The 22,100-nt window shown below is 52.2% G+C and carries 22 protein-coding genes (1 of these 22 only partly in view); 13 read left to right on the top strand and 9 right to left on the bottom strand.

The features are described 5' to 3' along the window. Both INT22_RS20485 and INT22_RS20490 read left to right on the top strand, forming a co-directional pair. Positions 1 to 129 carry the 3' portion of a LysR family transcriptional regulator gene (locus tag INT22_RS20485; protein WP_226912515.1) on the top strand. Its footprint begins 429 nt before the window's first position, so 129 of the gene's 558 nt are visible here — the last part of the coding sequence; the start codon falls outside the window, past its left edge; the stop codon is at positions 127 to 129. Continuing rightward, entirely contained in the window at positions 39 to 533 is a 495-nt protein-coding gene (locus INT22_RS20490; RefSeq protein WP_226912524.1) for a LysR substrate-binding domain-containing protein, read from the top strand. The genes INT22_RS20485 and INT22_RS20490 overlap by 91 nt, the downstream gene beginning before the upstream one ends. 27 nt (positions 534 to 560) lie before the next feature. Here the strand turns inward: INT22_RS20490 and INT22_RS08075 are convergent, their stop codons facing one another. Then, positions 561 to 1,292: a helix-turn-helix domain-containing protein gene (locus INT22_RS08075; protein ID WP_193060965.1), complete on the bottom strand. Its 732-nt coding sequence runs from the start codon at positions 1,290 to 1,292 to the stop codon at positions 561 to 563. 134 nt (positions 1,293 to 1,426) lie between these two features. On the opposite strand from INT22_RS08075, the gene INT22_RS08080 reads away from it, so the two are divergent. The 4 genes from INT22_RS08080 to INT22_RS08095 all read left to right on the top strand — a co-directional run bounded on the left by INT22_RS08080 (position 1,427) and on the right by INT22_RS08095 (position 7,671). Beyond that, entirely contained in the window at positions 1,427 to 4,600 is a 3,174-nt protein-coding gene (locus tag INT22_RS08080) for an acyl-[ACP]--phospholipid O-acyltransferase (protein WP_193060966.1), read from the top strand. A 535-nt stretch (positions 4,601 to 5,135) separates the two neighbouring features. Continuing rightward, on the top strand, positions 5,136 to 6,722 hold the full coding sequence (locus INT22_RS08085) for a flavin monoamine oxidase family protein (protein WP_193060967.1): 1,587 nt from the start codon (positions 5,136 to 5,138) through the stop codon (positions 6,720 to 6,722). A gap of 12 nt (positions 6,723 to 6,734) precedes the next feature. Beyond that, positions 6,735 to 7,136: a c-type cytochrome gene (locus INT22_RS08090; RefSeq protein WP_226912517.1), complete on the top strand. Its 402-nt coding sequence runs from the start codon at positions 6,735 to 6,737 to the stop codon at positions 7,134 to 7,136. A gap of 43 nt (positions 7,137 to 7,179) precedes the next feature. Next, the gene (locus INT22_RS08095; RefSeq protein ID WP_226912518.1) at positions 7,180 to 7,671 is read left to right on the top strand and encodes a RidA family protein; all 492 of its coding nucleotides are present in this window, start codon (positions 7,180 to 7,182) and stop codon (positions 7,669 to 7,671) included. A gap of 56 nt (positions 7,672 to 7,727) precedes the next feature. On the opposite strand, the gene INT22_RS08100 is transcribed toward INT22_RS08095, so the two are convergent. Beyond that, on the bottom strand, positions 7,728 to 7,889 hold the full coding sequence (locus tag INT22_RS08100) for a hypothetical protein (RefSeq protein ID WP_193060969.1): 162 nt from the start codon (positions 7,887 to 7,889) through the stop codon (positions 7,728 to 7,730). A 236-nt stretch (positions 7,890 to 8,125) separates the two neighbouring features. Between INT22_RS08100 and INT22_RS08105 the strand changes: the two genes are divergently transcribed. After that, positions 8,126 to 8,911, top strand: coding sequence for a glutamate racemase (locus INT22_RS08105; RefSeq protein ID WP_193060970.1), 786 nt, complete (start codon positions 8,126 to 8,128; stop codon positions 8,909 to 8,911). Between the two features lie 93 nt (positions 8,912 to 9,004). Here INT22_RS08105 and INT22_RS08110 read toward each other — a convergent pair whose 3' ends face one another. After that, a complete protein-coding gene (locus INT22_RS08110) occupies positions 9,005 to 10,735 on the bottom strand; it encodes a mechanosensitive ion channel family protein (RefSeq protein ID WP_193060971.1) in 1,731 nt (576 codons plus the stop codon). Positions 10,736 to 10,982: 247 nt separating this feature from the next. Between INT22_RS08110 and INT22_RS08115 the strand changes: the two genes are divergently transcribed. After that, positions 10,983 to 11,864 carry a pirin family protein gene (locus INT22_RS08115; RefSeq protein ID WP_193060972.1) on the top strand — a complete coding sequence of 294 codons (882 nt, stop codon included), beginning with the start codon at positions 10,983 to 10,985 and terminating at the stop codon, positions 11,862 to 11,864. 104 nt (positions 11,865 to 11,968) lie between these two features. Here INT22_RS08115 and INT22_RS08120 read toward each other — a convergent pair whose 3' ends face one another. The 3 genes from INT22_RS08120 to ycaC form a co-directional block, all read right to left on the bottom strand. Next, positions 11,969 to 12,916, bottom strand: a complete 948-nt coding sequence (locus INT22_RS08120; protein WP_193060973.1) for a pirin family protein — start codon at positions 12,914 to 12,916, stop codon at positions 11,969 to 11,971. A gap of 187 nt (positions 12,917 to 13,103) precedes the next feature. Next, positions 13,104 to 13,685: an antibiotic biosynthesis monooxygenase gene (locus tag INT22_RS08125; protein ID WP_193060974.1), complete on the bottom strand. Its 582-nt coding sequence runs from the start codon at positions 13,683 to 13,685 to the stop codon at positions 13,104 to 13,106. Between the two features lie 90 nt (positions 13,686 to 13,775). After that, positions 13,776 to 14,411, bottom strand: a complete 636-nt coding sequence (gene ycaC, locus INT22_RS08130) for an isochorismate family cysteine hydrolase YcaC (protein ID WP_193060975.1) — start codon at positions 14,409 to 14,411, stop codon at positions 13,776 to 13,778. Between the two features lie 145 nt (positions 14,412 to 14,556). Between ycaC and INT22_RS08135 the strand changes: the two genes are divergently transcribed. Continuing rightward, on the top strand, positions 14,557 to 15,468 hold the full coding sequence (locus INT22_RS08135) for a LysR family transcriptional regulator (RefSeq protein WP_193060976.1): 912 nt from the start codon (positions 14,557 to 14,559) through the stop codon (positions 15,466 to 15,468). Between the two features lie 8 nt (positions 15,469 to 15,476). On the opposite strand, the gene INT22_RS08140 is transcribed toward INT22_RS08135, so the two are convergent. Genes INT22_RS08140 through INT22_RS08150 form a run of 3 tightly spaced genes read right to left on the bottom strand, consistent with a single transcriptional unit; the run spans position 15,477 to position 18,077 of the window. Continuing rightward, positions 15,477 to 16,022 carry a GDYXXLXY domain-containing protein gene (locus INT22_RS08140; protein WP_193060977.1) on the bottom strand — a complete coding sequence of 182 codons (546 nt, stop codon included), beginning with the start codon at positions 16,020 to 16,022 and terminating at the stop codon, positions 15,477 to 15,479. Next, on the bottom strand, positions 16,012 to 17,106 hold the full coding sequence (locus INT22_RS08145) for a DUF4401 domain-containing protein (protein WP_193060978.1): 1,095 nt from the start codon (positions 17,104 to 17,106) through the stop codon (positions 16,012 to 16,014). The genes INT22_RS08140 and INT22_RS08145 overlap by 11 nt, the downstream gene beginning before the upstream one ends. Continuing rightward, on the bottom strand, positions 17,103 to 18,077 hold the full coding sequence (locus INT22_RS08150) for a DUF2157 domain-containing protein (protein WP_193060979.1): 975 nt from the start codon (positions 18,075 to 18,077) through the stop codon (positions 17,103 to 17,105). Before INT22_RS08150 ends, INT22_RS08145 begins: the two co-directional genes overlap by 4 nt. 207 nt (positions 18,078 to 18,284) lie before the next feature. Here INT22_RS08150 and INT22_RS08155 point away from each other — a divergent pair, with 207 nt between their 5' ends. From INT22_RS08155 to msrP, 4 genes are all read left to right on the top strand, one after another. Continuing rightward, positions 18,285 to 18,584: a hypothetical protein gene (locus INT22_RS08155; protein WP_193060980.1), complete on the top strand. Its 300-nt coding sequence runs from the start codon at positions 18,285 to 18,287 to the stop codon at positions 18,582 to 18,584. 61 nt (positions 18,585 to 18,645) lie between these two features. After that, on the top strand, positions 18,646 to 19,347 hold the full coding sequence (locus INT22_RS08160) for a response regulator transcription factor (RefSeq protein ID WP_193068028.1): 702 nt from the start codon (positions 18,646 to 18,648) through the stop codon (positions 19,345 to 19,347). A gap of 3 nt (positions 19,348 to 19,350) precedes the next feature. Further along, positions 19,351 to 20,850, top strand: coding sequence for a sensor histidine kinase (locus tag INT22_RS08165; RefSeq protein ID WP_193060982.1), 1,500 nt, complete (start codon positions 19,351 to 19,353; stop codon positions 20,848 to 20,850). A gap of 85 nt (positions 20,851 to 20,935) precedes the next feature. Continuing rightward, a complete protein-coding gene (gene msrP, locus INT22_RS08170) occupies positions 20,936 to 21,952 on the top strand; it encodes a protein-methionine-sulfoxide reductase catalytic subunit MsrP (RefSeq protein ID WP_193060983.1) in 1,017 nt (338 codons plus the stop codon). Positions 21,953 to 22,100: the final 148 nt, after the last annotated feature.

Raw genomic sequence — 22,100 nt, forward strand, 5'->3', positions numbered from 1 at the left:
CCCAACCGTTATGGCTGCCAAACAGGGCGCGCTTATCGCTGCGCTACGGACAAGGTCCTTGGCCAGGCGTCTCTAGCCAACGTCTTTTTGAAGACACACTATTTCCCGTTTGCTCGCCCACTTTATTAGCACAGGCAACGATAAAATCGCCCAGCGACTTACTAACACAGACGCTACTCACCGTGGATTGGTGTACCCATGCCAACCAGCGCCACATCCCAGGCTGGAGCGATTGGTTCAAAGCGGTTGGGATAGCGATAAGTAAAATGCCTAACCAGCGCCAATATTCGCTCTATAGCCTGGCCTTAGATCAAGCCATTGCCGGCCAAGGCGTGGTACTTGCCAGCTACCCACTCGTTGCCGACCGGCTTGCAAGCGGTGTTTTAGTGCGCCCTTTTGAAGAGCACTATCCCCTCATTTCCCCCTTCGCCTATGATTTGATTTTGCCTCCTGATGGGGAAATGCCACCTGCGGTGGGCCGCTTTACCGAGTGGCTAGCGCAGGAAGCAGCACTCTTTCGCAATACATCGTGATAGCCGCGTGGCATGTCGAACCTAGCCTTACCGCTTATAGCCCTGGAACAACGCATATTGCCACTGACGCACAGCCAGCACTGAGGTGGTACCAAAGCGCTGATTAATGGGCAGCCCGCTTTCGCGTTCACACAGGGCGTGAAACTCTTTTGCCAGCCGCTGCATCGTTTGTTGCCATTCAGCATTACCCGCATGAGAAAGCAGGCCATTCAGCACAATTAGCTTTTCGCTGTCGCTATCGAAACGGGACTGAAAAAACTCTGTGGCAATATATTGCTGGAAAAAACGCTGAATGGGGCCGCCAGGCCGCCAACGAAAATTCGCGGCCACACGCCGCCGGATTCGATTACCCGGCAATAGATCAATCAGCTTTAGCCGTTCTAGCGCCAGCAGTTGCCGAGTGCACTGCGCCTCACTGAGCTGGTACTGGTGATGAATTTCATCAAACCGATAGCCGTTAATCACACACACAGCGACCAAGAACAGCTCACGATCATCGACAATGCTCTGCTCCTGCGCCTGGGTCAGCTCCTGCAAACGGTGCTCTTCCTCTTGCATGGATTGCACCAACTCAGCAAATTCCAGGTTAAGCTGATCGCAAATACGCTCTAGCCGCTCTAGGGTGATGTGCTGCTCAGCGAATAGCCGTTTGACCGAGGCCTCGCTCAACCCAAGCCATAACGCCACATCAGCGTAGGTTTTCCCCTGGGAGCGCAGCTGGCGTTTTAAGGTATCAATAAGCGCGCTTGTCTGAGACACACAACCTCCAGACATATAAAGTAGCGTATAACGATACCGTAAAGCCCAAATAACACAACTTGAACCACCAGAGTTGCAACATTAACCCCATTTACCGAAAGTGCCCTAACTTCTGGTTTATAAGGCGTCATTTCATGCAACCTTTACTACGCATCACGGGTGTTTGGCCCTACCTGATTGCCATTTTCTTGAATGCCTTTGTGGATTTAGGGCATAAAATCGTCATTCAAAACACGATTTTTAAAAGCTACGATGGCGAAACCCAGGTGGTACTGACGGCATTGGTCAATGGGCTTATCCTTTTGCCGTTTATTTTACTGTTCAGCCCCGCAGGTCATGTGGCGGATAGCTACCCCAAAGTTCGCATTCTCCGGGTTTCCGCCTGGGCCGCTGTCGCTGTTTCACTGGGCATCACCGCCGCTTATTACCAAGGCTGGTTTTGGCTGGCGTTTGCCATGACGCTAATACTGGCAATTCAGTCAGCCTTTTACTCCCCCGCAAAGTATGGCTTGGTGAAAGGGCTATTTGGCAAACCCCGCTTGGCAGAAGCTAACGGACTTATCCAGGCCGTCACCATTGGTGCCATTTTGGCAGGCACCGTGGCCTTTACCGCGCTGTTTGAAAGCTGGATCTTGCCCAGCGCCCAAACACCCGGCGAGCTATTACGCAGCATTGCGCCGCTGGGCTGGCTGCTGGTGTTGAACAGCGTTATACAAGTGATGGCACTGTATCGCTTGAAACCGGATAACGCACAGCCCTCGACGACCCCGCTCACCTGGCAGCGCTATATCAAAGGCAGCGCACTCAAAGACAACCTGAGCATTCTGGGCCGCCAACCGGTGCTGCGGCTGTCAATTATCGGTCTTGCGACTTTCTGGTCGGTGGGCCAGGTGCTGCTCGCCGCGTTTCCCGCCTACGCCAAAGATGCACTCAGCATTGATAACACCTTAGTACTGCAAGGAATTCTTGCCGCTAGCGGTATTGGGATTGCGTTAGGATCATTGCTTGCCAGCAAGCTGTCGCGTAACCGTATTGAAACCGGTTTGATTCCATTAGGCGCTGTCGGCGTTGCGGTGGGTCTGTGGTGCCTGCCACTGCTCACCACCCCCATCAGCCAAGCGCTGAACTTTGTATTTATTGGCATGATGGGCGGGTTATTCATTGTACCGCTCAATGCACTGATTCAATTTCATGCGGCAGACCATGAACTAGGCACTGTGTTGGCTGCTAATAACTGGATTCAGAATCTGTCTATGCTGGGTTTCTTGGCGCTTACCGCGCTGTTTGCCCTGGCAGGTGTAGATAGCCACTACCTGTTGCTGCTCGTGGCGACCGTTGCCATGGTGGGCGGTGGCTACACTATCTTCAAATTGCCGCAAAGCTTAGTACGCTTTCTACTCAGTTTTCTGCTCACCCGCCGCTATCGTGTTGATGTTCATGGGTTAGAGCACCTGCCCGCCCAAGGCGGCGTGCTGCTGCTTGGCAACCATATCAGCTGGGTAGACTGGGCAATGGTGCAAATTGCCAGCCCTCGCCCCGTGCGCTTTGTCATGCTGAAGGATATTTATCAGCGTTGGTATTTGCGCTGGTTTTTTAAGGCGCTGGGCTGTATTCCTATCGAACGGGGCGCAGGAGCCGAAAACGCCCTAGCCGCGGTTGCCGAACAGCTGAATAACGGTGAAGTGGTATGCCTGTTCCCCGAAGGCGCGATCAGCCGCAACGGCCAGCTAGGCGAGCTGCGCCGAGGCTATGAACGCGCGTGTAAGCTGGCGAACCCAGAGGTACGTATTGTGCCGTTTTACTTGCGCGGCCTGTGGGGTAGCCAGTTTTCTCGCTCATCCAGCAAACTCAAAGAGCTGCGTAACGCGCCTCTCCATCGCTCAGTCGTCGTTGCGTTTGGCAAGCCGCTGCCTAAAGACACCCCGGCCGACGTGCTCAAACGGCGCATCTTCGAACAAGCAACTAACTCGTGGCAACATGCTATCGATGAGCTGCCCTCGCTGCCCGACGCCTGGATTCGTAGCGTGAAGCGTAACCTTGGCGCACAAGCACTCACTGATACCCTTAGCCACCCGCTGACGGCAGGCCAAGCACTTACCGCCAGTCTGCATATTGCAAAGCGCATCCACACGCTAACCCCTGAGCAAAACGTGGGCCTACTGCTGCCCAATAGCAGCGCGGGTGCACTGGCCAATATGGCAACACTTCTGGCTGGAAAAACACTGGTTAGCCTCAACTATCATTTTAACGACAGACCCAATGGCACCGCGAAAGAAGACGCGTTTTCTGCGGCGCTCACCCAAGCCGACATCAATACAGTGCTGACCTCGCGCCACTTCGTCGAAAAACTCCAGCAACAAGGGTTAAACATCAGCCAGCGGCTAGCAAATACTCAGACGATTTACCTGGAAGACCTACAAGCCGATATCCGACGCCATGAACGCGTCAGCACTTGGCTTGCCGTTCGCCTGCTACCTGCGTGGCTGCTTCAGCGCCTTTACTGCCGCAGTAGAGATGCCAATGCCACCGCCGCCATTGTGTTTCCAAGTAGAAGCGAAGGACAGCCTAAAGGCGTCATGCTGAGCCACCGCAACCTGATGGCCAATATTAAGCAGACCTCCGATGTGCTTAATACCCAATATGACGATGTGGTGATCGGCTCGCTGCCGCTGTTTCATGCCTTTGGTCTCACCGTTACCCAACTGCTGCCACTTATCGAAGGCCTGCCGTTGGTCTGCCACGCGGCCCCCAACGACACTGCTGGTATTGCCAGCTCTGTCGCCAAGCACAAAGCTACCCTGATGTTCGGCACATCAGACTTTCTACAGCACCTAAACCACAGCCCCAAAGTGCACCCACTCATGCTAGAAAGCCTACGGGCAGTCGTTGTCAGTGCCGAAACATTGGATGAGCAGGTATGCAGCGACTTCGTCCTAAAATTCCATAAGCCAATTTATAAAGGCTACGGGGCAACCGAAACCGCTCCTGTGGCATCGGTCAATCTACCGGATTCGTTGGGCGCTCATTACCAGACAATACAGCAAGGCAGTAAAGCTGGTACCGTCGGCATGCCGCTCCCCGGCACCAGCTTTAAAATCGTTGAACCGGAAAGCTTTGCGGAACAGCCTACCGGAGAAGCAGGCATGATTTTGATCAGCGGTCCTCAGGTGATGCGGGGCTACCTAAACGACCCGAAACGCACAGCCGCCGCCATTAAAGAACTCGATGGCCAACGCTGGTTTGTCACCGGCGATAAAGGGTTTATCGATGAAGATGGCTTTTTAACCCTGATTGGCCGCCATGCTTAGATTTTCGCCAACTCGATAGAAGTCATTGTTGCCGACAGGATAAAGCGTTTAGCTAGCCAAGCTTCGTATTCAGGCTTGGCTAGCTGAGTTACGTATTAGCGGTTTGCCTAAAACGGCCATCCTTACAGCCACAGCTTTTAGCTAACGAGACGGCTTTCTGATTGAAGAGAGTAACGTTCAGCAATGGATAAAGTCTGGTATCTGCTCACCCGCAAGCGATCTCCCCTTCTCGCACCAAAAAAGAGATAACCCCTAAAGGCGCGCACTAATCTGGAATTTACACCTACGCTTGTGATTCTTATAACATTTATAAACTTTAACTAAATTAGTTAAAACAATGGGTTATTAAATCTGGCACGGTACATGCATATATCTGCATGTACCGTATATCGGCTAGATAATTAGAGCCCTGCAGATTAGTCCTTAAATTCAAAACATTGCTCTTAAGACATTGCTCTTAATGCTATGCATAGGATGAAACTGAAAAGCTGAATGGACTCTAGTTACCTGCCTATGACTTCATAGAGAGGTAGCAATGTCATTCAACCCAGAAGGTGTTACGCGTCGGTCTTTTTTAGGCATGGTGGGCGCAGTCGCAGGGGCGGCGGCAATGTATTCCGCAATGAGCACAATGGGTTTTGCTTCACCGTCTAACTGGCGGGGTCGACTAAACCTACAGGGAGCCCCTGACAATACCAACATTTTAATTTTAGGCGCTGGGTTAGCAGGCATGACAGCAGCCTTTGAGTTGCGTAATGCAGGCTACAACGTAAAAATTCTCGAGTATCGCGATAAGGCCGGAGGCCGTTGTTGGACATTACGTGGAGGCGACAGCTATACCGAATTAGGTGGATTTACCCAGCATATCGACTTTGCCGAAGGCAATTACTTAAACCCTGGCCCTTGGCGAATCCCGTCAGATCATTTTGCTGTATTGGATTACTGCAAACGCTTCGGAGTTAAACTGGAGCCTTTCATTCAGGTAAATTATAACGCCTACCTACATGACTCAGAGGCCTTTAATGGTAAACCTCAACGCTTTAAGGAGGTGGCCACTGATTTCAGAGGACACGTCGCAGAATTACTTGCCAAAGTCGTTGATCAAAAGGGTCTAGATGAAGCGGTTAGTGCTGAAGATGCAGAAAAACTCGTTGCCGCACTCAAACGCTATGGGGCGCTAAACGACAATTTAGATTATGTAACAGGGAGTGAGTCTTCCTCTTTCCGCGGTTGGTCGCACCCTGAAGGTGGCGGCGTTGATGGAAAGCCTGAGCCATCTCAAGTGAACGCCCTTTCTGACATACTGAATTCAACGCTTTGGCGCAATCTAACGACAGGCGATAACTTGCATATGCAGTCCACCATCTTCCAACCAGTGGGTGGGATGGACATGATTGCTAAAGGGTTTGAAGAGCAAGTTGGCGAGCTGATCACTTATAACGCTAAAGTTACCCGAATTAGCCACGAAGGTAATCGCGTAACAGCCTCTTGGGTCTCCGCCGATAGCGGCAGTAATGAACAAACAGAAACCGCCGATTACTGCATCTGCACCATTCCTTTTTCGGTACTCAGCCAGATTGATCATGACTTCTCACCACGTATGAGCAAGATCATTGATTCCATGCCCTACGCATCAGCCTTCAAAGCGGGCATTGAGTTTAAGCGACGCTTTTGGGAAGAGGATGAACACATCTACGGCGGCATTAGCTATACCAACCTGCCTATTACGCTAATTTCTTACCCGCCCTACAACATGTTTAGCGATGGCCCGGGCGTGCTTTTAGCTGCTTACCCATGGGGTGCTTACGCCTATCAATTTAACGCCCTCTCTCCCGAAGACCGAATCGCTAAGGTCATGGAATACGGATCGCAGATTCACCCTCAATATTACGATGAGTTCAAAACCGGCGCTTCAGTGGCATGGCATCGTGTTCCATGGACATTGGGCTGTTATGGGCTATGGCAAGATCGTGAAGCGGACTACCAAGACGCCACCGTAATGGACGGGCGAACGTTAATGGCAGGCGAGCATATTTCGTATCTTCCGGCCTGGATGGAAGGGGCCGTACTCTCCGCTCTGGATGCCGTCGAACGCCTACACACCACTATTACAGAGGCTTAAGGAGTTCGCGATATGAAAACACTATTCACTTCAATGACTGCACTCTTACTCTCTATGCCACTTATGGCCCAGGAGACTTCCATTGATACGAGCAACTGGTTCGATGACCCTTCCATGCTGACACAAACTGACGGCGCATCCATCTATGCAGGTGTTTGTGCCGGTTGTCACATGCCCAGTGGGCAAGGTGCCAAAGGGGCAGGAGAATACCCAGCGCTTGCTAACAATCCCAACTTAATGACGGCTGCCTACCCAATCAGCTTGGTTATCTACGGTCATAAAGCTATGCCCGCTTTAGGTGGCTTATTGGAAGATGAACAAGTTGCTTCGGTAGTGAACTTTATCCGCACCAATTTTGGCAATAATTACACTGACAACCAAGCTAGTGCAGAACAGATTGCGAGTATGCGCTAACTTTTTTTCACTCAACCACAAGCAATTCAAAAGGAATTAAATGATGAGTTTTAGAAACGCTATTATCGGGCTAACGTTGCTCTCCGCCTATGCTGGCACTGCACTAGCGGAAGACATTATTCGCCACCCTATTCCCAATTCTGATTTTCCTATCCTACAAGCGGTTGAGATACCCTCTAGCAGTGCGACGGTTTATCTTAGTGGCACCGTTCCTAGTATCATCAATGAAGATGCCGATCCAAATAGTGCAGAAGCGTTTGGAACCACCGAAGAGCAAACAGTGACGGTAATGAACCGCATTAAAGCGCAGTTAGAAAACCTAGGTTTAGGGGTAGGCGATATTATAAAAATGCAGGCGTTTCTTGTCGCGCCAGAGGGCGAGACAGTCGATTTCCAGGGCTTTATGGCTGGCTACACGCAATTCTTCGGTACCGAAGAACAGCCTAACCTACCCGTTCGCTCTGCCATGGTCGTCGATGCACTAGTCAATCCCGGTTGGCTAGTAGAAATTGAAGTTACCGCCGTTCGACCGTAGCCTACAGGGCTGCAAAGAAAGCAAAACAGCCGATTACATAAAAGTAGTCGGCTTTTTTAACAGCAAGCTGTTAGCAGACCACAAACGACATCTGAGGCACTATGTACAGCACTAGCATAGGGCGCGATCGCCGGAAAACGGCCATCGCCTGCCGGGCCATAGGTAACGCCCCAATCGGGAAGAAAACGCTGCACTACCTGTAATTGTGATTTCATCATGACAATTTCCTAACGTCCTTGTATTTCCTTTCGCTAGCTGTATCGTTAAAAACGAGCAGTAAGCTAGAGCCAGCATTCAGCCGTTTGATCAACGGGTGCATCTATAGCTATCCCTTCCCCTCTCTTGCCTGAAATATGATTTTTTCCTTCTTTAGCAGTCGCTGGAAATAACGCTTCCATAGCGTTTAAACATTATGGATCATTAGGATTTACCAGCTGACGCCAAGGATCTTGCTATGCACCAACCTATCGCTGTTTTCGACGCGGGTATCGGTAGCTATGCCATTGTTGCCGAGATACACAAACGCCTTCCCAAACAGGATATTTTATATTTCGCTGACCGGGCGAGCTTTCCTTATGGCAGCAAAGGGCGGGATGAGCTACTCACAGTTATGCATCGTACGCTACGTTTCCTCGAGAGCTACACACCCTCCGCCATCGTTATCGCCTCGAACGCACCCTCTATTATGGTGCTGGACGATATTCGTCAAAGCACATTGGTCCCCTTGTTCGGCGTCTACCCACCTATCGCAGAAGCGCTTGCCATATCGGTAACTGGCAAGATTGGCATCATGGGGGTGCATTCTCTCATCGAAAGTTCACCTCTGAAGCAATTCATCGCTCACCATGCGCCTAATCCGGATAATGTCAGCTTGATCAATGCCTCCTCCATGGTGGAACTTGTCGAGAATGGTGCCTTCATATTCGACCCGAAGACAACTCAGCAAGCGGTCACTGCTTTTATAGACGACGTTTTCCAACAGAATCCTGATATCGATACTCTGACGCTTTCAAGTACGCATCTACCATGGTTGCGTTCTTACTTCGAGTCGGCGCGTCCAAACTGCCGCTTCCTCGATCCCGCCGAAGCGATTGTCGCGGGGCTAGGCAACGGCACACAGGGCACAGGACAGATTCGTGGCCTAGTAACAGAAAGTGATGCCTATAACGTCGAAACCTTCCAACGTATGTTGCAGCAGTTCGGCGTAGATATCCCGTTAGAGGTGGTCTCGCTACCATGACGTATGGCCTGCTGACATTTCAACGTGAACCACGATGAAATACCCACAAGCTGATACTCCAGACAGCGGCACATGCCGCTGCCTAGTTGCCCTCTACTCAGACGGTTTATCCGCAGAGCTATCCGCGTCCTGTGAACGCTTGCCTTGTCCATCTCCGCGTGCAATATCCTCATGGCTGATAACCATGACTTCTCTTGGCCACCACTCTGGATGGTTATCGCGGATAAAGGCCAACATTTTCTCGCGAATGTTCATCTCGGCCGTCCAGCCCGCCATAGGATCCGATGTCATTAAATAGCAAGTGACCGTTTGCGCGTAGGCAGTTTGCTTGGTCACATAACAAAGCAGTTTATGATGCTCAATGACATTATCTTCTTCCTGGGCATAGGCTAAAAACATCTCCCTCACTTGAGAAATATCAGCGCTTAAATGCAGCGTCAGCTCTAAGAAGCGGTACATTTTAGTGCTCTTCACCGAGAGGTTTTCAAACGGCTTAGACGTAAAGTAGGTAACCGGCACGATGACACGTCGTTCATCCCAGGAGCGCAGTCGAATAAAGGTATAAAAAATGCCCTCAACATAGCACCATTGCCCTTCGAAGATGACCAAGTCACCAATTCGTATAGGCTTGGCAAGCGACAGCTGAAAAGAAGAGAGGATATTGCCTAACACCGCTTGGCCGGCAATACCTACCAGTACGGCCAGCACACTAGCCGACGCCAACAGCGACAAGCCTAAAGACTCAAACAGCTGGATCTGCCCCAGTACATAAACCGACACACCAATGACGGTGATTAAGATAATCACGCGGCGCAAAGCATACAGCGAGGTTAACAGACGACGTTTATCTTTAGGCTTAGTATCGTCAATTTCCCCGACTAAGCGCCGTGTCATGCGCAGCATGATCGTGTCGATCAAGCGTAGTGCAATGGTACCAGCACCCCAGGCCATAATTGAGATCAACAATACGCGGAACGTCGTCGTCACAATGGCGGAAAACGATACAACGTAGTCCAGCAACATCTGCGTTACCAGCGACATAACAATCATCGCCATGGGCACGCCAATTTGATCGGCGAAAATAGTAGACACGCCTGAAGGCAGAATACGTGCCACTAGCCCAACAACGTAGTAAGTCACCATGCCTACCGTGCCAATGGCGATTAAAAAAACCGGGATCGCTAACCATTCCCAAATTTTTAGTATGCCAAACGATGCCTTCAGCCGTTCTGGAATATAGCTTTCTAGCATTGAAGGCCCATACTCTTCATAGAGAGCTGGAATAGACGACACACTCTCTGGCATTACTAGCCAAACAGGATCTTCTTCATTGATTCGATAACGCCCTATCCGAACATCATAAGCCTGTCCTTCTACTTTTAATGCTGCCAGCTCTATATTTCGTCGTGGCGAACCCGCTAAAGGGTTCTGACCAGAAGCGTCTTCAATCGCTGCGTCTTGGCGAGCCGGCAGATTCGAGGCATTTAGCCACTCACCACGCTTTAGTACCTCCGCTAACTGCCTCGCAAGCTCAGCTCCCCTCGCCTGCTGCTCACTTGGATCAATGCCGTTTAGATTAAGCAAATGCGCGGCTGAGGCGTAATTGCCACTTTCGGTGAAGGTTAAAAAGCTACGGACCGCTTCCCGTGGCGACATTCGTTTAGCCTCTTCCGGCACCTCTCCTAGCCCTGCGTTAAGCGAGTCAATAGCGAACCACCGCTCATTTTCGCTCTCATCTCCTTGAGTTTGCGCTGTGCTAACGCTGGAAAACACCAAAGTGACAACCAGCACAACCCACACAGGCCACAAGCTGTTTTTTTTCATACCAACCTTGTCATTAAAAGTAAGTGAGCCAAACAACCAGCCACTAACTGGCAATAAAACCGCCAGCCCTGCGCTGAACACAGTGCATCCATGCCAGTGGTTGAGCAAAGTACAGACGACGTTCTTCAATCCAGCAAGCATCTAGTGTTCCAACACTGCAACACTGAGTCTCAGTTGCACTATCTATTACATGCTTCACTTAACACGTACCCTTCTTAACCAGCAACGTACTCTTTAAGGAGAAACGATGAAAAAGTTAGTAGGTGTTACCAGCGCTCCACGCCCTCACTGGGTGGGTGACGGCTTTCCGGCGCGTTCGCTGTTCTCCTATGGCCCACGCTCCGAGCAGTTGAGTCCCTTTTTGTTACTGGACTATGCTGGGCCCGCCGACTTTACTCCCACCACGCGGCCACGTGGTGTCGGGCAACACCCGCACCGCGGGTTTGAAACCGTCACGATTGTCTACCAAGGAGAAGTGGCGCACCGCGACTCAACGGGCAAAGGCGGCGTAATTGGCCCAGGCGACGTGCAGTGGATGACGGCGGGTGCGGGTATCCTGCACGATGAGTTTCATTCGCCCGCGTTTACAGAGCAAGGCGGTACACTAGAGATGGTTCAGCTGTGGGTAAACTTACCCGCTAAAGACAAAATGGCGACGCCAGGCTATCAGGCAATTTTTAATGCCCAGATTCCTGTGGCAGCGCTACCTGATCAAGCTGGGAGCGTCCGCGTGATCGCCGGCAGCTATATAGATGACAACCGTAAGGCCCACGCGGGCCCAGCACAGACGTTCTCACCGATGAACGTATGGGATGTGCGACTAAACGGTGGCCAGACAACCACGCTGACGCAGCCGGATGGATGGACAACCCTGCTGGTCGTGCTAAAAGGGACGGTTCAAGTCAATGGCGAAGAGGTACTGCGTGACGCGCAAGTAGCCGAGCTTTCAAGAGCGGGTGACGCGCTGACACTTGAAGCCAATAATGACGCAACCCTGTTGCTGCTGAGTGGCGAGCCGCTCAATGAGCCAGTGGTAGGTCATGGGCCGTTTGTGATGAATAGCGAACGTGACATCATTGAAGCGATAGAAGACTTTAACAACGGCCGCTTTGGCCACATGCCAAGCTAATGACGTCGCTATTTAAGCAGCAACTTTTCAAGCAGCTACTGTTGAAGTAATTACTATTGAAGTAACAATTGGGCTGGCTTAATAGCCAGCCCTTCCGCTACGAATTAATTACGCTGCTGGTCTGGAAAAGGAATGAATTCTTCATCGTCCCCCGGCGGCAATTTAAATCGCCCATGCTCGAAGTCACCTTCCATCCACGCCTGCTTAGCAGCCGCTAATTTTTCCCGGGAAGACGCCACGAAGTTCCAGGAGATATAGCGTGGTCCATTGAGCGTTTCGCCGCCGAGCAGCATTAGCCGAGCTCCGCTTTCGCCCGCAGTTACGGTAATGGGGTCACCCGGGCGGAAAACCATCATTTGTCCCGCATCAAAGATATCCCCTGCAATACTAACGCTACCCGACGTTACATAGAGCCCACGGTCTTCGTGGCCATCTGGCAAAGGAAGCTTAGCACCTGGCTGGAGAACTGCATCCGCATAGAACATCTCCGAAAAGGTCTGTACAGGCGCCTGTTCACCCCATGCCGTACCCAGAATCAAACGAACCTCTTTACCCTCACCTTTAAGCAGCGGCAATGTCTCCTGCCCATGGTGCGCAAAGCTGGCGGGTTTATCTTCGTATGCTTCAGGCAATGCCACCCACGTCTGAATACCAAACAGGGAGTGCTTATTCTGACGTGTAGCGGGGCTAGTACGCTCGGAATGGGTCACGCCATTACCAGCAACCATCCAATTAACCGCCCCAGGATGAATCATCTGATTAGTCCCCAGACTGTCCCGATGCTGGAACTCTCCCTGGTACAAGTAAGTGACCGTAGCAAGTCCAATATGGGGATGAGGACGAACATCGATACCATCCTCTCTAAGAAATTCAGCGGGCCCCATCTGATCAAAAAAAATAAACGGGCCAACCATCTGGCGCTTGGGCGCGGGAAGCGCACGTCGTACCTCAAAGCCACCTAGGTCGTGTGCACGAGGTACGATCAGTGTTTCAATATCGTGTAGGTTGCCTGCGGAAGGACATTTAGGCTCAATATCGGGCATCCAGCTCATAGGAATTTCTCCAGAAGTGAGAGGCAGGAAAGTGTCGAATACTCGTTAAGCGAGCACATAGCGTCCCTTGGTATCGCTGGTTTCATGTTCAATGGTAAAGGGGCTTGCAGGTGTATCAGACATCGCCTTCTCCTTCTTATATTGCACGTTACCCAGCCAAGGGCCTATTGCTATAACTTAATAGATATCAGCGAAACATCCATGACGCGACTAGACGCACCACACGGGGCATCACCACATAGACCACCAGCCCGACCACGCTGGCAGCAACAACACCGTGGCGAATACCCCATGTATTCAACCAGGGAAATAACGCGAAAAGCGGCCCCCAAAGAAACGGAACCAACATGGTGAGAGGCCAGATAACCGAGGTTGTAACAAGCCACTGCTTCCAGCGCACAGGCTGTTTGTTAACAGGTGCATTAGGTGGCGAGAACCAGTAATCGATACCGCTTTGAATCTGGATGACTTCCTCTTCCCGAAAGGCCGGTAACGCATCATTGATCAACGCCTTTCGTTCGGCAGACTCAAGCCATCTCCCGGCTTCAGCATGGGAGGCAAACCTAAGCGCTATTTCATAATCATGGTGCCCCTCAGCAGGACGAAGAATATGCACGCCAAGATGACCAGGATACTGACCCGCCACATGGATGATTTTTTTTAACCATGCTTCATACTCAGCCCGCGCCTCGGGTTTCACGCGATGACATATCTTCAGTGTTAGCGCACCGGACTCTTCGGGTGACTCTGCACTATGTTCAGGGGGCATGGTGGTATTCCATAATTGATGGACAACGGATTAATGCCATCCTTGCAAGCAATGACCAGGGGCCTACCTGCCCCCAGTCATGAGCATGGTTTACTTCTTATCAGAGGATTGTGTCAAAGTGCTGTAGCTATTCATTAAGTTGCGATAGTCGGGGATATGATTAGAAAAGAGCGCCCCTAGGCCTTCAATATCATTTCTCCAATCACGATGAAGTTCGCAGGCAGCACCAAACCAGGTCATTAACTGGGCACCGGCGCTACTCATGCGGTCCCAAGCAGCATCACGGGTAAGTTCGTTAAAGGTCCCCGATGCATCGGTGATCACGAACACATCAAACTCTTCTTCAAGTGCGGAAAGCGCCGGGAAAGCCACACATACCTCGGTCACCACGCCCGCAATAATCAGCTGTTTCTTACCCGTCGCCTTAACCGCTTTTACGAAGTCCTCGTTATCCCAGGCATTAATTTGTCCAGGGCGTGCGATGTAAGGCGCCTCTGGAAACATCTCTTTTAATTCAGGTACCAGCGGCCCATTAGGCCCATCTTCGAAGCTTGTGGTAAGAATCGTTGGCAGACCAAAGTATTTCGCCAAGTCAGCAAGCGCCAGTACGTTATTTTTGAACCGATCAGGGTCAATATCACGAACTAAGGACAACAGCCCAGTTTGGTGATCTACTAAAAGAACGGCAGCGTTATCTTTATCGAGACGAACATAGGGGTTAGCCATGACATACTCCTTTATCTATTAGCCTGAGTGGGCTTTTGGAAAACACAGATCCAACAGCTCTTGCGCATGCCATACAGAGTTTAGTAGTTCGCTGACTCGATGATTAGATAGAAAATTAAGACACAGCGTTGCACAGGGAGAACACATGACGCCCCCTAATCTGAATGATCTTTATTATTTTGTGAAGGTAGTCGACCATGGAGGGTTTTCTCCAGCGGGCCGTGCGCTGGGCATTGCCAAATCAAAATTAAGCAGACGAGTGGGAGAGTTAGAAAGTCAGCTTAACGTGCGCTTGTTGCACCGTTCGACCCGCCACCTAACACTCACTGATATTGGCCAACGCTACTACCAGCACTGCAAAGCCATGCTAGTGGAAGCTGAAGCGGCCCAGCAGTTCATCGAAGAAACCCAACAAGTGCCCTGCGGTACCATCCGCATCAGTTGTCCCACGGGGCTATTGAGCTTTCACGTCAGTGCAATACTGGCTGATTTCATGGTGCTCTACCCAGATGTCCTGATACATCTGGAAGGAACTAACCGCCGTATTGACCCGTTTGTTGAGGGTTTTGACATTTCACTCCGCGCCCGCCCCTTTCCTTTAGAAGATAGCGAGCTTGTTCTGAAGGTACTATCGGATCGCGGGCAATGCTTGGTAGCAAGCCCAATACTGATTGAACAACACGGCATGCCATCAACGCCCAACGATCTTAGCAAACTGCCTAGTCTAAGCAGAGCAAGGCCAGAGGAAGCTCACACTTGGCACCTTCAACGCGACGGTGAAGAGTGCCAAATTGAGCATTCGCCACGGTTTATTACCACTGATATGACCGCACTTTATAGAGCAGCACTGGCTGGCGTTGGTGTGGTGCAACTTCCAAGTTTAATGCTAGGCGATTCGTTGGCCTCAAATAAGCTAGTGCAAGTAGTGCCTGAATGGGAGCCTCGACGGGAAGTTATTCATGCGGTTTATCCTTCCCGTCGAGGCTTGCTGCCCTCTGTCAGAGCACTGTTAGACTTTCTTGCCGAACGATACGCAGCCATTGGAATGGAACGCTAATACACGCATCACCGCTCCATTTCGCCCAGCGCCTTGAGTTCTTCGTCATATAGCGCGACTAGTAGCAGCTCGCCGTGCTCGTTGACTCGAAACTGACCATAACGGGCGAGCTCAAAACGCTCAGCGTGGCCTTCCTGAAAGAAAAATGCATCCGTAGCAAAGCGCACGTTCCCATTGCGCAACCGGTAGCGTAAGCGTCTTTCGTCATCGCCTAGCGGCGTGCCATCATCCAAGCGTTGGAAGTGGGCGATTGATGCTTCATCCAAACGAACCACCACGCTGTCATTGGCTGCCGTTTGCATGGCATTTCCATCCGCCTCTTCGTGGCGATCAATTGCACGCTGCATACGAATACGGTTAGCCAAGGCAAAGCTTAGCGCCATGTAGTCACCCTGCATTAACGAGCGCGGATCAACCGGAGCAAGCTCCAAATAAACAATCTCACCTTCGGCCAGGTGATGCTCTTTCTGCCAAATGGCCCAGTTAACCACCGCTAGCACAACAGCAGTGGCAACAATGACTATCCAGCGGTTTCGCTTCACGTTACGGCTCATTAGCATCTCCTAGCGGCATGGGCTTATGCACTGTTAACCATCGGTTTAGCCACCAACGCTTCAGTCCCCAGCGAATGGATAACAGCAACGCCCCCATTGCCAGCAACATGAGTGATTTCATCAACAGCGTCACCTCCAGCCAGTAGTAATAATTACTAGCCGCCATCAGTAGTAACAAAATACCGCTTCCCATCAGCACCCGGTGACCAAGCGTAAATCCGAGCAATAGTACGGTAACCCCAGCGCCAAGCCCCGGCATATACACTGATACCACCGCCACTAGCGCGACTGCGCCATAAATCACCAAGCGTTGCACAATGGCAGGCTGAGAATGCTGACGAAATGCCTGATGAATAACGCACACTAAGGCCAACGCCACCAAAGCAGTGCTCAGCCAACTGGCAAGCCATGGGTCAAACCACTGAGCGTCTGAATCGTAAAGCCAGGCAAGCTGGTTAGAGTACGCCTGCCCTTGAAGCACCAACACTCCCATTAACAGGCCAGCCCCCCATGCCTGAACCGCCCCTATGCGCCCAGGCCAACGACATTCATTCAACCAGAGCAGTGTCAGCACCAGCACCACCATGCCAATCGCCACCGGTGCCAGTCCATTGGCTGCCAACGCCATCGTTAACGCTAAACTTGCTAAAAACGCCGACATACTGCGGTGAACCTGGCTCGGCATGATCAGCGCCAGCGAGCACTGTAGCGCCAGCAGTACCCACCATAGGCTTGCGGAAACACCCCACATCTCGACCGCTGGCCAGGCTACTAATAATTGCCCAGCTAAGCTAAACGCCAGCGCCATGTGCTCCAACACATCGCTTCGTGCGGCGCGTAGTAGCGCAAATGCCCCGCCAATCAACAGGCTGCCTACGACAAGAGAAGCCACTGAGCTTTCCAGTACAAATACCACTGCCGTGGCAATAAAGCCCAACAGAAACAGCGCTGCTAACCAGCCGGAAAACGCCTGCAGAACCCGCACAAACCAGGGTGATTCCAGCGGCGTTGTAGATGAAGGCTCATTTAGCGCAATGCCAGCCTGAGTTAATCGCTGCTTTAACGTACTCATAGACTGACTCATGACGCCTCCTCCGCGTTTAATCGCTTCAGCCACATCACCGCTGCCGCCCCCATGGCAAAGACCGCACCTGCCAGCAACAGCAAGCCGCCTTCATTCCATTGGCCTTCCCATAATACGTAGCGTGCGAGTAGCAATGTGACCACCGCTATCAGCGAGACGCAGCCCCCTGCCAACATAAATAGCTCAAGCCGCCACTGACGATAAACGCCATACAGCACTGCCAACCACACGGGGTAAACCGCCACAATCGGTGTCAACGCATGCGTTTCCCCACTCACCCACGCCATCATCAGTAGCGTCAGCGGCACGCCGCTACCCAGCGCCAACAAACAAATTGCCCAACGCCCCGGCCAACCTCGGCGCTGCACGCCCCACTCCCAGACGACTTGAGCCGCTAAGTTGATCAGCACCAGCCCCCATAAACCGGCATTATCAGCCAAGAACACACTGCCTAAAATGCCGCCCCAAGTGCTGCTATACAGCCACACTGATAGGTTCAAAAGTCCTAGCCATGCCACCCAAAGGGCATCAAAACGAGCGATCCATACCAACGGCAAACTAAGCAGGCACCAAAGGAAAAACAGCTGCCATGGGTCAGCACCCGTTTGGTAAACCTGACCAACCAGCGCCAGTAGTACGCCTATCAACAGAAACGCCGCGGCTAACGCCACGCGAAAAAGCATCACGCTCGCGCTACCCCACACCGCTATGCCTGCCGCCAACACCAACGCGGCCTGCACTAACGCAAAGCGTGGCAGGCGGCCCATGTCCGACCAATTGAAAGCCACGAAAAACAGCACCGCGCAAGCCAGTGCCAAGCCACCCAGCCACAGCAGCAGCCGGTCAATCAACAGTGCCCAGGCGTGGGGCGACGGATGTAGTCCCGCCACCTTAACCGCTAACGGCACTTGTTCAGGAGGTATCACTCCCTGCTCAATTAACGACATGAGTTTACGGCGTGTAGTGGCCATGAGCGCTCTCCTTGCTGAAACACACTTGTTGAAATAAGGGGAAGCGTTATTACAAACATCGCCCTATCGTTAGAGTCCCCGTGACACATTTGTGAACTTTGCGCGATACACTCTTTATCACCCCGTGACCCGCCTGTGATGGTGAGCATCTAGGCTAGATTTTGAACCTGTCAGTTAGGCAGGCTTAAATCTTGGGGAGAGACCTCTATGAATAAGCTTACTACAGTCACTGCCATCTGCTTATTTAGCCTAATGGCAACGGCTAGCCACGCCGATGACATGATGTCCGAAGAAGGCATGATGGAAGACGACATGTCTCAGTCTATGGAGAGTGCGCCAATGGAGCATGAGTCAATGGGAAAAAGCGATATGGCGATGGATGATATGTCCGACGCGATGGACGACTCCATGGACGGTTCTATGGACGGGGATATGCATGATGACAGCATGTCTGACGATGGCATGGAAATGGAGAAAGACATGGAAATGCAAGACGAGGACATGTAAGACGAGGACATATAAGCTTCTGCCACACTATTAATCTGAGCACTCAAAAGCTGGGATACCTATGACACGAAACGTACTGATTATTGAGGACAACCCGGGTATCGGTGAGCTCGTCCGCATGCATGTGGCCGAGCTTGGTATGAACCCCGTTCTTTGTGAACGGGGTGATACCGGGCTTGAACGTTTTCGTGAAGGGGGTATCGATCTAGTAATTCTCGACTTGATGCTGCCCGGCCTGGATGGGCTGTCGATTTGCCGCGAAATTCGCTCCGGCCCAGGTTACGTTCCGGTACTGATGCTAACCGCCAAAAGTACGGAGCTTGATCGCGTACTAGGTCTGGAAATGGGGGCGGATGATTACCTCACCAAGCCTTTCAGTGTGGCTGAACTATCGGCAAGGGTGAAAGCCTTGTTCCGACGCGTAGATGCCATGGCATCTGCCACCGTCACGCAACCCAGCCAGCAAGAATTAATCACCGACGGGCTGCGCATTGATCCGCTGCGTCGGCGGGGGTTTATAAAAGATCAGCCTGTCGAACTCACCGCCCGGGAATTTGACCTGTTATGGCACTTTGCCAGCCACCCAGGTCGGGTATTCAGCCGTATCCAACTGCTCGACACTGTGTGGGGCTACAGCCACGAAGGTTACGAGCATACCGTCAATACCCATATCAACCGCTTACGGGGCAAGATCGAAGCAGATCCCGCTGACCCGGTGTTTATCCAAACCGTTTGGGGGGTGGGCTATCGCTTCCGCGAATAAGTTATGCTGAAAACACTCTATACTCGGCTAGCCTTAGGCTTGTTTCTGTTATTGCTCGTCGTCGGCCTGCTATATACCTTCATCAGCCTCTATTCGCTGCGTGAATACAACGCTTCGGTCAATCAGGCGTTACACCAGAATCTGGCCAAAAATCTAGTGTCAGACAGAAACCTAGTCAGCAACGGGCAGCTTGATAGTAGCGCCCTGGAAGAACTGTTCGCACTCTACATGGCCATTAATCCCAGCATCGAGATCTACCTGCTAGGGCTGGATGGCACCATTCTGTCTTATTCAGCAGATCCAGCGAAGATTAAACGCAAGCAAGTCTCGATGGCCCCCATACGCAGGCTGATGGCTGACATGAGCCTTTATCCAATATTGGGCGACGACCCTCGCAGCCATGACCGGCAGAAAGTCTTTTCCGTTACCCCAGTGCCAACAGCAGACAACCCCGAAGGATATCTATATGTCGTGTTACGGGGTGAAGAGTACGACGCGGCGGAAACCATGGCCCGTGGTGGCAAACTACTGGAAATGAGCGCCTGGGCGCTGCTGGTCAGCCTAACAGTGGCGATGCTCGCAGGACTGACTATTTTCCGCCTGCTGACTCGCCGCCTGAGATCATTAACACGGCGAGTAGAAGCGTTCGAGAACAGCGACATGAGCCAGTCCCAACTCGATAACAGATGGCACGACAAACAGTCCGTGGTGCGTGACGAGATCGACTATCTGGACGTTACCTTCGACGACATGGCTCGCCGGATTGCCACCCAGATCGAACAACTGACAGAAAAAGATGCCCAGCGCCGTCGTTTGATCGCCCAGGTATCCCACGACCTACGCACCCCGCTAGCCTCCATGCAAGGCTATATCGAAAGCCTGAAATTAAGACGTGATCGTCTCAGCCCCCAAGAACAAGATCGCTTTCTCGACATTGCCCTCAAAGAGGGCCGTCGGTTAAGCCGCTTAGTGGATGAGCTCTTCGAGCTTGCCGCCCTTGAGGCAAGAGAGAAACAGCCGGTGCCAGAACCCTTCCCGCTAGCGGAGCTGGTCCATGACGTGGTGCAGAAGCACGACCAAGCTGCACGCGACAACCACTTGGCGCTAACGTTAAGTGGCAACCCAGCACTGCCAACCGCGTACGCCGACCTAGCGATGACCGAACGTGTGCTGGACAACTTAATCAGCAACGCCATTGCCTACAGCCCCGCTGGCGGCCAAATCGACGTTGTGCTTAGTCAAATGAATGGAGAACCACAGGTTTGCATACAAGATAGCGGCCCAGGCATTGCGGAACAGGATCTACCGCATATCTTTGACCCGTTTTATCGTGGCGAAACCTCTAGTGGCGTTGGCCATGCAGGGCTAGGGCTAGCGATTGCGCGCAGAATCATGACGCTTCAGGGCGGTGATATCGGCGTCGAAAACCTAGCCAGTGGCGGGGCATCGTTCTGCATACGGTTACCCACCGCCCCCTCGCCCCCCAACGTTATAAATACGTAATAACCTAGAGAGTTGGTTGTGATAACTCTCATGCAAACTGGTCACAGTAGTCACACCCTTTCCCCATAGCGAGTGGAGATACCACATGCTTATAAAGATAGCCAAACCGAGTGATTTACACGAATCCGATGTAACACCGGAATCTATTTACCTCTCCCGACGGCGCTTTATGGGGGGCATGGCGGGCTTAGGCGCGGGGCTTGCCCTCTCCGGCCACGTCCGCGCCAACGAAGATTATGCTGATGTGCCGGAAGGCGATGCCCCAGCCTGGCTGAAGGAAAAAATCAGCGACACCCAATGGCGAGCGATCACCCCCAGCGACCCTGATAAAGATAAAATCGCCCCCTTTGACGATGCCAGCGGCTACAACAACTTTTTTGAGTTTGGCACCGACAAACGCGACCCCGCCCGCCATGCAGGCAGCCTGGAAACCCAGCCCTGGAGCGTGGTGGTCGATGGTGAAGTGAATAACGGCGGGCGCTTTGCCCTAGAAGACTTCGCTAAGCCTGCGCAGTTTGAAGAGCGCATTTACCGCCTGCGCTGCGTAGAGGCGTGGTCGATGGTAATTCCCTGGCTTGGCATCCCCCTTGCGGAGGTGATTCGACGTGCCGATCCCACCAGCAAAGCCAAGTACGTGCGCTTTGAAACCCTGGTGGACCCAGAGCAAATGCCTGGCCAGCGCTCTTCGTTCTCGATAATCGACTGGCCTTATGTGGAAGGTTTACGCCTAGACGAGGCTATGAACCCGCTAACACTGCTCGCCATGGGCATGTATGGCCGTGAACTGCCCAACCAAAACGGCGCACCCTTGCGGCTGGTGGTGCCCTGGAAGTATGGCTTCAAAAGCATTAAATCGATTGTGCGTATCTCACTGGTGGAAGAGCAGCCGGTCAATTCCTGGCAACGAATCGCCGCCGATGAGTATGGCTTCTACGCCAACGTTAACCCACAAGTTGACCACCCACGCTGGAGCCAAGCCACCGAGCGGCGGCTTCCCAACAGCCTGTTCAACGCTAATACCATTGATACCCAGATGTTCAACGGCTATGCCGACGAGGTTGCCGAGCTATATGCTGGTATGGATTTAAGGAAGCACTACTAATGGCTGCACCACGGGTATGGTTACTGTGGCGGGTAGGCGTTTTCCTGGCGGCGCTCGCGCCGCTGGTGTTCTGGGGCTGGCAGGTAGCGATTAACGCCGCAGGCCCCGAGCCAGGCAATTATCTGCTGCTAAACATCGGCATTGGCGG

Source organism: Halomonas sp. 3D7M, from assembly GCF_014897885.1.
Lineage (GTDB): Bacteria > Pseudomonadota > Gammaproteobacteria > Pseudomonadales > Halomonadaceae > Vreelandella.